The sequence below is a fragment of the Serinicoccus chungangensis genome, assembly GCF_001483745.1.
GTDB lineage: Bacteria > Actinomycetota > Actinomycetes > Actinomycetales > Dermatophilaceae > Ornithinicoccus > Ornithinicoccus chungangensis_A.
Window position 1 is genome coordinate 66,780 of sequence record NZ_LQBL01000032.1, and the last position, 11,715, is coordinate 78,494.

Below are 11,715 nucleotides of genomic sequence, written 5' to 3' on the forward strand. Positions count from 1 at the left end.
GCCTCCGCCCCCGCCGCACCGAAGGTCACAAGTCGGTGACAACACCCCGAACTTGCTGCCCGGCGACGTCATACCCGTCTAGGGTGCGCGACATGACCGACTCCCGTGAGTCGCCCGGCACCGGCCTGGGCGCGCCGCTCGTCGTGCTCGAGGACGTCAACAAGCACTTCGGCGACCTGCACGTCCTCAAGGACATCAACCTCACCGTGCACGAGGGCGAGGTGGTCGTCGTCATCGGGCCCTCCGGCTCGGGCAAGTCGACGCTGTGCCGCACCATCAACCGGCTCGAGTCCTACGAGTCCGGCACCATCACCATCCACGGCGACGAGCTGCCCAGCGAGGGCAAGGCCCTGGCCAAGCTCCGGGCGGACGTCGGCATGGTCTTCCAGAGCTTCAACCTCTTCAGCCACAAGACGATCCTCGAGAACGTCACGCTGGGCCCCATCAAGGTGCGCCGGAAGAAGGCGGCCGAGGCCAAGCAGCGCGCGATGGAGCTCCTCAAGCGGGTCGGGGTCGACCACCAGGCGGAGAAGTACCCCGCCCAGCTCTCCGGCGGCCAGCAGCAGCGCGTCGCGATCGCCCGCTCCCTGGCGATGGACCCGACCGTCATGCTCTTCGACGAGCCGACCTCGGCCCTGGACCCGGAGATGATCAACGAGGTCCTCGACGTCATGACCAGCCTGGCCAAGAGCGGCATGACGATGATCGTCGTCACCCACGAGATGGGCTTCGCACGCAAGGCCGCCGACCGCGTGGTGTTCATGTCCGACGGCGCGATCGTGGAGGAGAACACCCCGGAGGAGTTCTTCACCAACCCCCAGTCCGACCGCGCCAAGGACTTCCTCGGCAAGCTTCTGACCCACTGACCAGCAACGACACAAGGAGATCCCATGCGTTCCACCACCTTCCGGATCGCGGCGCTCGCGGCCGCCACCGCCCTGACCCTCACCGCCTGCGGTGGTGACGACGGCGGGGAGGCCGACGCCGGCGGCGAGGGCGAGTCCAGCGAGGAGAGCGCCGCCGAGGGCGGCACCGACGGCGAGACCGTCACCATCGGCATCAAGTTCGACCAGCCGGGTCTGGGCCTCAACGAGGGCGGCGACCCGACCGGTATGGACGTCGACGTCGCCAAGGCGGTCGCCGAGGAGCTCGGCTACACCGAGGACCAGATCGAGTGGAAGGAGGCGATCTCCGCGCAGCGCGAGGACCTGCTGGAGTCCGACCAGGTCGACATGATCTTCGCCACCTACTCGATCACCGACGAGCGCAAGGAGCGGGTCCAGTTCGCCGGGCCGTACTTCGTCGCCGGGCAGGACCTGCTCGTGCCGACCGACAGCGACATCGAGGGACCCGACTCGATGGGTGACGCGATCCTGTGCTCGGTCACCGGCTCCACCTCAGCGGCCCGGGTCAACGAGGAGTACGGCGTCGCGCTGCAGGAGTACGGCAGCTACTCCGAGTGCATGGAGGCGATGGCCTCCGGCCAGATCGGTGCCCTCACGACGGACGACACGATCCTCGCCGGCTTCGCCGCCCAGGACGAGTACGCCGGCCAGTTCCGGGTCGTCGGCAACACCTTCTCCGAGGAGAACTACGGCGTCGGCCTGCCGCAGGACTCCGACCGGTGCGAGGAGATCAACGAGATCCTCAACGGCCTCTGGGAGGACGGCACCATGGACCAGATCATCGAGGACAACCTCGGCGCCGCGGACTACACCCCCAACGCCGACCTCAACCCGCCGGAGGCCGGCGGTCACTGCGCCTGAGTGCCTGACCGACTGACCCGTCTCGCTGCGCCGGGGCCCGTGCGGCCCCGGCGCAGCCACCACCCTGGAGGGAGCAGCCCGTGCTGGAGCTCATCGAGCAGTTCAACGTCCTCGGGGCGTTCTGGCTCAACATCCGGCTCGCGGCCGTGTCCTTCGTGCTGGCGCTCATCCTGGGGACCGTCGTGGCGATCCTGCGCCTGGCTCCGGTGTCGGTGCTCAACTGGTTCGGCGCCACCTACGTCACCCTCCTGCGCAACACCCCGCTGACCCTCATCATCGTCTTCGCCAACCTGGGGCTGTGGCTGCAGCTGGGGATCGAGTTCGTGCCCCGGGAGGGCAACCCCAACTTCATCCTGGAGAACAACTTCTGGCTCGCCGTCCTGGGGCTGACCGTCTACCACGCGGCGTTTATCTGCGAGGCGATCCGCTCCGGGGTCAACACCATCCCCGTGGGCCAGAGCGAGGCCGCTCGCTCGATCGGGCTCGGCTTCGGCCAGAGCCTGCGTGAGGTGATCCTGCCCCAGGCGTTCCGAGGTGGCATCACCCCCATCGGCAACGTGCTCATCGCCCTCATCAAGAACACCACCGTGGCGGTGGCCATCGGCAACCGGGAGATCGCCTACCAGATGCGCAACATGATGGAGTTCCGCCCGGACGCCGGCATCCTCATCTTCCTCATCGTCGCCATCGGCTTCGTCATCCTCACCCTGCCGGTCGGGCTCGGCACGAGCTGGCTCTCCGCCAAGCTGGCGGTGAAGCGATGAGCGCGCAGCAGGTCCTCTTCGACATCCCCGGGCCCAAGGCGCGGGCCCGCCACCTCCTCTACGGCGTGCTGGGCACCCTCGTGCTCCTGGGGCTGCTGGTGCTCGTCCTCATCCGGATGGCCAACCGGGGCCAGTTCGAGGCGGCCAAGTGGACGCCGTTCCTGGAGAGCAACACCTGGACCTTCTACCTGCTCCCCGGGCTGCTGGCCACTCTGCAGGCGGCCGCGGTGGCCGTCGTGCTGTCCATGGTGTTCGGCATCGCCCTGGCCATGCTGCGCATGTCCGACCTCACGCCGGTGCGCTGGGCCAGCGGCGTCTTCGTCGAGTTCTTCCGGGCCGTCCCCGTGCTCATCATGATGATCTTCACCTGGCAGATGCTGGTAAAGAACCCCACGATGGTCCGCCTCATGGACACCCTGGGACTCACCGGGGCCAACGCGACGTTCATCGCCGTCGTGGTCGGACTCGTCCTCTACAACGCCTCGGTCATCTGCGAGATCGTCCGCAACGGCGTGGGCTCGCTTCCGGGCGGCCAGCGCGAGGCAGGGCTGTCCATCGGGCTGAGCCCGGCCCAGGTGCGCCGCTCGATCCTCGTGCCGCAGGCGCTGACCTCGATGCTCCCCGCGCTGATCAGCCAGATCGTCGTCATCACGAAGGACACGGCGCTCGGCTACATCATCACCTACCCGGAGCTGCTGACCATGACCCGCCGGCTGGGCTCGGCCAACGCCAACACGCTGGCCGCCTACCTCGTCGCCGCCGTCATCTTCATCCTCATGAACTACGCGATCACCAAGCTCGCCGAGTGGATCGAGGGACGCCAGCGCCGCAAGCGCCGCGGTACCCCCGGGGGTACACCCACCCAGGACGAGGAGCAGGCCAGCCAGCGCGCCGTCGGCGCCGCCCTCGGAGCCCAGGCCAGAGCCGGCGGCTGACCCCCGGCCCCGCCCGCACAGGGCGCGCCTACAGAACGCACCAGACGTGCGGTCGGAATGTGCCGGACGAGCGCTGCCGATGCCCGGACGCCCGTAGCCCGTACCGGCAGCCTGACCGAGTCGGCTGACGCGTCCCTCGTCGTGGCGCCGACCAGGATCGGCGCTCCCATCCGCGTCGAGAGCGGCGTGGACAGCTGCGTCCTGCTCACGGCGAGCCTCGTGGGCCGACGTCGCGCGGTCAGTGCGAACTGGCGCGCGTCCGGTGTGTGCTCAGCGCGCGTCCGGTGTGTCCTGAGCGCGCGTCCGGTGTGTGCTGAGCGCGCGTCCGGTGCGGTGGTCGGGCGGGGCGGGGGACGACGGAGGCCCGGGGCGGAATCGCCCCGGGCCGTTGTCATGAGGAATGCGCTCCCCCGACTGGACTCGAACCAGTAACCTGCCGGTTAACAGCCGGCTGCTCTGCCAATTGAGCTACAGGGGATCGTGCAGCAGGCACTCTAGCAAGACCGAGGCCCCGCGCCGAAATCCTGGCGCGGTGTCAGCCCGCGCTTTCCTCGGGCGGCTGCGGCGGGAGGCCGACCTGGTCGCGCAGGTCGACACGCGCGGCCCGGACGGCGGCGGCCAGCTCGGCGTCAGACTCCCCCGCCCCGCGACCCCAGAGCACCTGCTCGACCAGCTCGCGGGTCGGGAGCACCGTGCGGATGCACACCCGCGCGCTGCGCCGCGGCCCCAGGTCCACCACGCGCAGGAGCACCACGCTCGCGGACGTCCGCTCCCGGAACACCTGCGGCACCAGGCCCGGCCCGGTGCACCGCTGCAGCACCCACTGGCGGCCACCGAGCTGGTCGACGAAGGAGACGGCCAGAGCCCACAGGTCGGGGTCCCAGGCCCCGGTGTCGACCTCGTGCCAGGGGCGCTCGAGCAGCACCTCTCCGCCGTCGGCCACCTCCAGGAGCCGGAAGGTCGTCAGCACCACCCAGTGCCCGGTGCCGTCCTCCTGGGCGCTGGCGAGCACCTGCTCTCCCTTCCCCAGGTCCGGCCTGACCACCGCGGGCAGGTCGCCGGGGTCTCCCTCGGGCTTCGGCGTCGCGCCGATCGTGCGCGTCCGGAACCACCTCATGCCTCACTCCATCCTGGACCGCAGCCGGGCCCGTTCGCGGTGCAGCTCCATGAGCCGCTCGTCCAGCCGACGCTTGTCCGGGCTGCCCTCCGGCGCCCGCGACTGCTGCCCCAGCAGGTCGGCCACCTCCTGCTCGACACCGGCCAGCCGCACCCGCAGGACCAGCCAGTCGACGAAGGCCTCGCGCGGCATACCGGAGTCCGGGTCGAGGCGGTCCGGCAGCGTCGCCACCGACAGCTCGTGCACGAGCGGGTGGACCGGCGGCGGGGTCCCGGCGAGCACCGCCTCCACCCAGCCCCGAATGCTGCGCTGCGCGGCGCCCTCGATGCCCCCGGCCTGGCGCATGGCATGCCAGACGGCCCGGTGCATCGGCGCCCGCAGCGCCTCCGGCTCGAGCTCGTCCATGTCCTCGGGCACGACGGCGAGGGGGTACTGCAGCGCCACCTGGACCAGCTGCCGCTCGGCGACCTGCACCGGGTCGCGCAGGTCCGGCTGCGGGAGGGTCGGCGCGAGAGGACCCTCCTCCGTGGCCGAGGTCTGCTGGCGGGCCACCGGCGCCGTGGGGGCCGGTCTGCCGGCCGCCCGCCCGACCTCGGCGGTCAGCAGGTCCGGATCGATCCCCATCCACCCGGAGACGTCCCGGACCACCTCGGGCCGCAGCGTGCGGTCCTTGATCTGGGCGAGGATCGGCGCCACGGCCCGCACGGCCTGCACCCGCTGGGCCGCCTCGGACAGGTCGTAGGGGGCCAGGGTGGTGCGGACCGCGAACTCGAAGAGCGGGGTCGCCGAGGCGACGAGCTCCCGGACGGCCCGTCCCTGGGCCTCCCCCTCGTCGTCCTTCGTGGCGATCCACAGGTCGTTCGGGTCCTGCCCGTCGGCGGCCACGGCCACGTAGGACTGCGCCGCCCAGCGCTGGTCCTGCTCGAAGGCCTTCATCGCCGCCTTCTGCCCGGCGGCGTCACCGTCGAAGGTGAAGATGACCTTGGCCGGGGCCCGCCCGGCCTCGTCCCGCAGGATCCGCCGCAGGATGGAGATGTGGTCGCTGCCGAAGGCGGTGCCGCAGGTCGCCACGGCGGTACCCACCCCGGCGAGATGGGCCGCCATCACGTCGGTGTAGCCCTCGACGACCACCGCCGTCCGCTCGGTCGCGATCGCCTTCTTGGCCAGGTCGAGGCCATAGAGCACGCCGGTCTTCTTGTAGATCGGCGTCTCGGAGGTGTTGAGGTACTTCGCCGGGCTCCAGTCGTCGTCGTAGAGCCGCCGCGCCCCGAACCCCACCGTGTCACCGGTGATCGCCCGGATCGGCCAGAGGACCCGCCCCTGGAAACGGTCCGAGAGACCACGGCCGCGCCGGTTCGCCAGCCCCCCCAGCACCAGCTCCTCCTCGGTGAACCCCTTGAGCCGCAGGTGCGAGACGAGCGCGGTGCCCTCGCGCGGCGCATACCCCACCATGAACTGCGCGGCGTGCCCGCCGGTGAACCCCTTGTCGCGCAGGAAGTCCCGGCCCTTGCGGCCCTCCCCCGAGCGCAGCAGAGCCTCGTGGTAGAACTCCTCGGCCACCCGGTGGGCCTCCATGAGGCGGGTCCGCTGCCCGACCGGTGCCTGCTCGCCGCGGCCGCGGCCGCCCGGTCCGGTCTCCTCGTAGCGCAGCGTGATTCCCAGCTTGTCCGCCAGCCGCTCCACGGCCTCGGAGAAGGTGAGGTGGTCGATCTCCATGAGGAAGGAGATGACGTCCCCGCCCACCCCGCACCCGAAGCAGTGATAGCTGCCGACCGCCGTGCGGATCTGGAAGGAGGGGGTCTTCTCGTCGTGGAAGGGGCACAGCCCCTTCATGGCCCCCACCCCGGCGGTGCGCAGGGTCACGTGCTCGCGCACGACCTCCTCGATGGAGGCCCGCTCCTTGACCGCCTTGACGTCCTCGTCCTTGATCCTCGGCACAGCCACCTCCTCCGCTCCACGCCGTCCCTCCCGAGTCTAGGTGTCGCGACCGACGCCTCCCGGGCCGGTCGGAAACCTGGGGACGGGGCCCAAGGCCCGCGCCTAGGATGGAATGCGACCGCCCGCCGATGAGTTGTCCCGGCCACGGCCGTCCCACCCCATGGGCATCACCCTGACCCGCGAGGAGACCCCTGTGTCGACAGCGCCCGAGCGCACCACCACCGCCGCACCGCCGGACGAGGCACGCGTGCGGCTGGTGCTCCGGGTGCTCACGGCGTCGGCCTTCGTCGTCATCCTCAACGAGACGCTCATGCTCAACGCGCTCCCGCCGCTCATGGACGCCTTCGGGGTGGACGCGGGGGCCGGCCAGTGGCTCACCACCGGTTTCATGCTGACGATGGCCGTGGTCATCCCGACGACCGGGTGGCTGCTGCAGCGGCTCAGCCTGCGCACGGCCTACCTGCTGGCCATGGGGGTCTTCATCGCCGGCACCGCCCTGGCGGCGGCCGCACCCACCTTCGAGGTGCTGCTGCTGGCCCGGGTCGTGCAGGCCAGCGGCACCGCGGTGATGATGCCGCTGCTCATGACGACGATCATGACCCTGGTGCCGCCGGAGCGTCGCGGCGGCGTCATGGGCAACCTCACCCTCGCGATCTCGGTCGCCCCCGCGATGGGCCCACCCGTCTCCGGGCTGATCCTGGAGTTCGCCTCCTGGCGCTGGCTGTTCGGCCTGGTGCTCCCCATCGCCGTTCTCATGACGGTGGCGGGGGGCCGGCTGCTGCGCGGCGACGAGCCCGGCCGCGCCGCCCGGCTCGACGTGCCCAGCGCCCTGCTCACCGCGGTGGGCTTCGGCGGGCTCGTCTACGGCCTGTCGGCGCTGGGCGAGGGTGCCGCGGGCCCCGTCGGCCCGGCCTGGTCGCTCGGGGTCGGGGTGGCGGCCCTCGCGGTCTTCGCCTGGCGCCAGCTCCGGCTCGCCCGCACGGACGAGTCCCTCGTCTTCCTCGACCTGCGTGCGCTGCGCATCACGAGGTATGTCGTGCCCCTCGCCCTGCTCTGCCTGGGCTTCATGTCCCTCATCGGGGCGATGCTGCTCCTGCCGATCCTCCTGCAGCAGGTGCGCGGCTTCGGCACCCTCGCCTCCGGGCTCATGCTCATGCCCGGCGGTCTGGCCATGGGCCTGCTCGGTCCGACGGTCGGGCGCGTCTACGACCGCGTCGGGCCCCGGCCGCTGGTCATCCCCGGTGGAGCCGGGCTGGTCGCCGGCATGGCCGGCATGGCCCTGCTCGCGGACCAGGTGCCGTGGTGGGGCCTGGTGGGGCTGCACGTGGTGGTGAGCCTGTCGCTGGCCTGCCTCTTCACGCCCTGCTTCACCACCGGCCTCAGCTCGCTGCCCGGACGGCTCTACTCCCACGGCAGCGCCATGGTCGGCACCGGCCAGCAGGTGGCGGCCGCCGCCGGGACGGCGCTGGTGGTCACCGTCATGGAGACCCGCGCGTTCCAGCTCGGAGCCTCGGGCCTGGGCGAGCGGGAGGCCCTGGAGGGGGGCATCGGCACCGCCCTGCTCGTGGCCACCGGGATCGCCGTGGGCGTCTTCGTCCTCAGCGTGTTCGTCCGGCCCGCGCCGAAGGACGCGGACGGCCCCGAGGAGCGGCCGGCCGAGCAGGGCGGCGACGTCGCGGCGACGGGCACGGCATACCCCGAGCCCGTAGCCTGAGCCCATGTCCCCGGCGAGCAGCCCGTCCACCCAGCTCGAGGTGGGTGGGCGCACGGTCCGCATCTCGAACCCGGCCCGCGTCTACTTCCCCGAGCCGGGGCTGACCAAGCTCGACCTGGCGCACTACTACCTGTCCGTCGGCGAGGGCATCGTCACCGCGCTCCGCGAGCGGCCGTGCATGATGCACCGCTTCCCCGAGGGCATCACCGGCGAGCGGGTGCACCAGAAGCGGCTGCCGCGCGGGGCACCGGACTGGATGGAGACGGTGCACGTCACCTTCCCGCGGTGGAACCGCACGGCCGACGAGCTGTGCGTCACCGAGCTGGCGCAGGTCATCTGGTCGGTCCAGATGAGCTGCGTGGAGTTCCACCCGTGGAACAGCCGACGGGGACACGTCGAGCAGCCGGACGAGTGGCGCATCGACCTCGACCCCGGTGAGGAGTGCGACTTCGCGACGGTGCGGCGGGTCTGCGGCGTCGTCCAGGAGGTCCTGGCCGAGCTGGGCGCGGTGGGCTGGCCCAAGACGACCGGCTCCAAGGGCATCCACGTCTACGTCCGCATACCGCCCGAGCACGGCTTCGGCGACGTGCGTCGCGCGGCCCTCGCCTTCGCCCGGCAGGTGGAGCGTCGCACCGACGAGGCGACGACGGTGTGGTGGCGCAAGGACCGCGACCCGCGCCGGGTCTTCGTCGACTTCAACCAGAACGCGCGTGACCACACCATCGCGGCGGCGTACTCCGTCCGCGCCACGCCCGACGCGCGGGTCTCCGCACCCCTGCGGTGGGAGGAGGTCGCCGACTGCGAGCCGGGTGACTTCACCGTGCGCACCATGCCCGAGCGGTATGCCGAGCTCGGCGACCTGCACGCCGGCATCGACGACGCCGTGTTCGACATCACCCCGCTGCTGGAGTGGGCCGCGCGCGACGAGGCCGAGGGAGCCGCGACCCCCGAGGAACCCGACTGAGGGGCTCGGGCCTGCCCCCCACCACGGCGGTGGTCACGAGCTGGTCGTGGGGCGGCTCTCGATCGCGGTGAGGGTGGAGCGCAGGTGGTCCACCGTGAGAGCCTTCAGCCCGTCCACGTCTCGTTCGCGGTAGAGGCGGCAGAGCCTCGGCGAGGCGCTGCGGACGACGTTCTCCCACCCCGTCGTCAAGGTCTTCCTCATCGGCCTGACGATCCTCGCCATCGGTGTCGGCGGGTTCTCCTTCGCGACCGGCAACGTCACCGGATCCTCTCAGGGCCTGGCGATCCTCACCGGGATCGACTCCCGCATCACCATCGTCATCACCTTCCTCGCCGTGGCCTCCCTGCTGTGGTTCGGTCGCTACAAGGTGATCGAGCGCGTGCTGGTCGTCCTGGTGATGCTCATGAGCATCACCTTCCTGGCCACGGCGGTCATTGTCCGTCCGGACATCGGCGAGATGCTGCGCGGACTGGTCGTGCCCAGCGTGCCGTCCGGTTCCCTCATCGTCCTGATCGGCCTGATCGGCAGCGCCGTCGTCCCGTACAACCTCTTCCTGCACTCCCGCTCCGTCCAGGAGCAGTGGCCGTCCTCCGTGCCCACCACCCGGGCACTGGCCGAGGCCCGCACGGACACCTGGTTCTCCATCACGCTGGGCGGGCTCATCACCGTGGCGATCCTCGCCACGGGCGCGGCGGCCTTCTTCGGCACCGGGCAGAGCATCGAGAACGCGGCCGACATGGCCCAGCAGCTCGAGCCCACGGTCGGGAGCGCGGCGGAGATCCTGTTCGGCCTGGGCTTCTTCGGGGCCGGCTTCACGAGCGCGATCACCGCGCCGCTGGCCGCAGCCATCGCCGTCTCAGGCGTCCTCGGCTGGGGCAGGGACATGACCGACATGCGCTTCCGCGCCGTCTGGATCATCGTGCTGCTCGGCGGTGCCCTCATGGCCTACTTCAGCGCCGACCCGGTGGCCCTCATCATCGCCACCCAGTACGCCGCCGGCCTCTCCCTGCCGGTCCTGGCGCTCTTCCTCATCATCGTGATGAACCGCAAGGACATCCTGGGTCGGCACGTCAACACCCTGACCGCGAACATCCTCGGCGGCCTCGTCGTCGCCGGTGTCAGCATCCTGGGCGTCCTGCAGATCTTCGGCCTGGTCTGACCTCGCCGCCGCCTACGAGCCCCCGGTGGCGGACGCCGTCCGTCCCGGGGGCTCGGTGACCCTCCGGTCGGCGCGTCGGGGGGGTTCGGCACTACGATGGCTGCCGTGACCTCGATCCCCGTCGACCTGCGCACGCTCGCCGTGGTGCAGGCCGGGGGCCAGGGCAGCCGGATGGACGTGCTCACGCGGGAGCGGGCCAAGCCCGCCCTCCCCTTCGCCGGCACCCACGCGCTGATCGACTTCCCGCTCTCGGTGCTGGCCGCCGCCGGCGTGAGCGACGTGTGGGTGTCGGTCCAGTTCCAGTCCTCCTCCCTCGACGGCTACCTCGCGGGCGGGCGCCCGTGGGACCTGGACCGGACCCGCGGCGGCTTCCGGCGACTCACCCCCGAGGAGGGGTCGGGTCCGGCCCACGAGGAGGGCTTCAGCCACGGCAACGCCGACGGCCTCTTCCGGATGCGCGAGGCGGTCCGGGTCGCCGACCCGCACGTGCTCCTCGTCCTGTCCGCCGACCACGTCTTCAACCTCGACCTGCGGCCGGTGGTGGCCGAGCACCTGGCCCGGGAGGCCGAGTGCACCCTCGTCACCGCCGAGATCGGGGTGCAGGAGGCCACCGAGAAGGTCGTGGTGGAGCACGACGCCGACGGCCGGGTCACCGGCGTCCGCGCCAAGCCGCCGTCGACCGACTCGGGAACCGTCGCCACCGAGATCTTCCTCTACCACCCGCAGACCCTGCTGGCCGAGCTCGAGCGGCTGCACGCCGAGCTGCAGGCCGCGGCCGACGACGAGGACACCGGGCTCGGCGACTTCGGCGACCACCTGCTGCCCGCCCTCGTGGCGCGCGGCCACGTCCACGCCACGCCGATGACCGGCTACTGGAAGGACGTGGGCCGGCCGCAGGCCTACCTCCAGGCGCACCGCGACCTGCTCACCGGCACGGTGGACGTCTTCGGGCACCCGGACCGACCGGTCCTCGGCCAGACCCTCCCCGGACCCCCGGGGTGGGTGGGAGCCGAGGGCGACATCGTGGACGCCATGGTCGGCCCCGGCTCCCGCGTCCGCGGCCGGGTCGTCCGCTCGGTGCTGGGGCGAGGGGTCCAGGTCCAGGCCGGGGCCGTGGTCGAGGACAGCGTGCTGCTCGACGACGTGCTCGTCGAGGCCGGGGCGCAGGTGCGCACGAGCGTCCTCGACCGCGGGACCCGGGTCGGCCGCGGCGCCACCGTCGGCGCCTGCCCGCCGGGAACCCGGCTGAGCGACGAGGCCGTCACCCTGGTCGGGCAGGACTGCCGGGTGCGGGGCGGCACCACGGTGGAGCCGGGCGCCCGGCTGGAGCCGGGCAGCACCACCTGAGCCGCGCGAGA

Annotated in this window: 11 protein-coding genes and 1 tRNA gene; 8 read left to right on the forward strand and 4 right to left on the reverse strand. The window is 71.7% G+C overall.

Annotation, left to right across the window (positions count from 1 at the left end; genetic code table 11):
• Positions 1-92 precede the first annotated feature (92 nt).
• The 4 genes from AVL62_RS14520 (at position 93) to AVL62_RS14535 (ending at position 3,465) form a co-directional block, all read left to right on the forward strand.
• Positions 93-866, forward strand: coding sequence for an amino acid ABC transporter ATP-binding protein (locus AVL62_RS14520; protein WP_058892375.1), 774 nt, complete (start codon positions 93-95; stop codon positions 864-866).
• A gap of 24 nt (positions 867-890) precedes the next feature.
• Entirely contained in the window at positions 891-1,766 is an 876-nt protein-coding gene (locus AVL62_RS14525) for a glutamate ABC transporter substrate-binding protein (RefSeq protein ID WP_058892376.1), read from the forward strand.
• An 80-nt stretch (positions 1,767-1,846) separates the two neighbouring features.
• Positions 1,847-2,530, forward strand: a complete 684-nt coding sequence (locus tag AVL62_RS14530) for an amino acid ABC transporter permease (RefSeq protein ID WP_058892377.1) — start codon at positions 1,847-1,849, stop codon at positions 2,528-2,530.
• Positions 2,527-3,465 carry an amino acid ABC transporter permease gene (locus AVL62_RS14535; protein WP_058892378.1) on the forward strand — a complete coding sequence of 313 codons (939 nt, stop codon included), beginning with the start codon at positions 2,527-2,529 and terminating at the stop codon, positions 3,463-3,465. The genes AVL62_RS14530 and AVL62_RS14535 overlap by 4 nt, the downstream gene beginning before the upstream one ends.
• 405 nt (positions 3,466-3,870) lie before the next feature.
• Here the strand turns inward: AVL62_RS14535 and AVL62_RS14540 are convergent.
• The 3 genes from AVL62_RS14540 to dnaG all read right to left on the reverse strand — a co-directional run bounded on the left by AVL62_RS14540 (position 3,871) and on the right by dnaG (position 6,520).
• A tRNA-Asn gene (locus AVL62_RS14540) sits at positions 3,871-3,943 on the reverse strand.
• A gap of 57 nt (positions 3,944-4,000) precedes the next feature.
• Complete coding sequence (locus tag AVL62_RS14545) at positions 4,001-4,582, reverse strand: hypothetical protein (protein WP_058892379.1); 582 nt, start codon at positions 4,580-4,582, stop codon at positions 4,001-4,003.
• Positions 4,583-4,585: 3 nt separating this feature from the next.
• Positions 4,586-6,520, reverse strand: coding sequence for a DNA primase (dnaG, locus tag AVL62_RS14550; RefSeq protein ID WP_058892380.1), 1,935 nt, complete (start codon positions 6,518-6,520; stop codon positions 4,586-4,588).
• Positions 6,521-6,680: 160 nt separating this feature from the next.
• Here dnaG and AVL62_RS14555 point away from each other — a divergent pair, with 160 nt between their 5' ends.
• Positions 6,681-8,234 (forward strand): DHA2 family efflux MFS transporter permease subunit, encoded by a 1,554-nt coding sequence (locus AVL62_RS14555; protein ID WP_083518985.1) that lies wholly within the window; start codon positions 6,681-6,683, stop codon positions 8,232-8,234.
• 4 nt (positions 8,235-8,238) lie between these two features.
• Positions 8,239-9,198 (forward strand): non-homologous end-joining DNA ligase, encoded by a 960-nt coding sequence (ligD, locus tag AVL62_RS14560; protein WP_058892381.1) that lies wholly within the window; start codon positions 8,239-8,241, stop codon positions 9,196-9,198.
• A 33-nt stretch (positions 9,199-9,231) separates the two neighbouring features.
• Here ligD and AVL62_RS17370 read toward each other — a convergent pair whose 3' ends face one another.
• Complete coding sequence (locus AVL62_RS17370) at positions 9,232-9,399, reverse strand: hypothetical protein (protein ID WP_161937896.1); 168 nt, start codon at positions 9,397-9,399, stop codon at positions 9,232-9,234.
• Here AVL62_RS17370 and AVL62_RS14570 point away from each other — a divergent pair.
• Positions 9,398-10,357 carry an Nramp family divalent metal transporter gene (locus AVL62_RS14570; RefSeq protein ID WP_235585732.1) on the forward strand — a complete coding sequence of 320 codons (960 nt, stop codon included), beginning with the start codon at positions 9,398-9,400 and terminating at the stop codon, positions 10,355-10,357. The genes AVL62_RS17370 and AVL62_RS14570 overlap by 2 nt on opposite strands.
• Before the next feature lie 105 nt (positions 10,358-10,462).
• Positions 10,463-11,704 (forward strand): glucose-1-phosphate adenylyltransferase family protein, encoded by a 1,242-nt coding sequence (locus AVL62_RS14575; protein ID WP_058892384.1) that lies wholly within the window; start codon positions 10,463-10,465, stop codon positions 11,702-11,704.
• Positions 11,705-11,715: the final 11 nt, after the last annotated feature.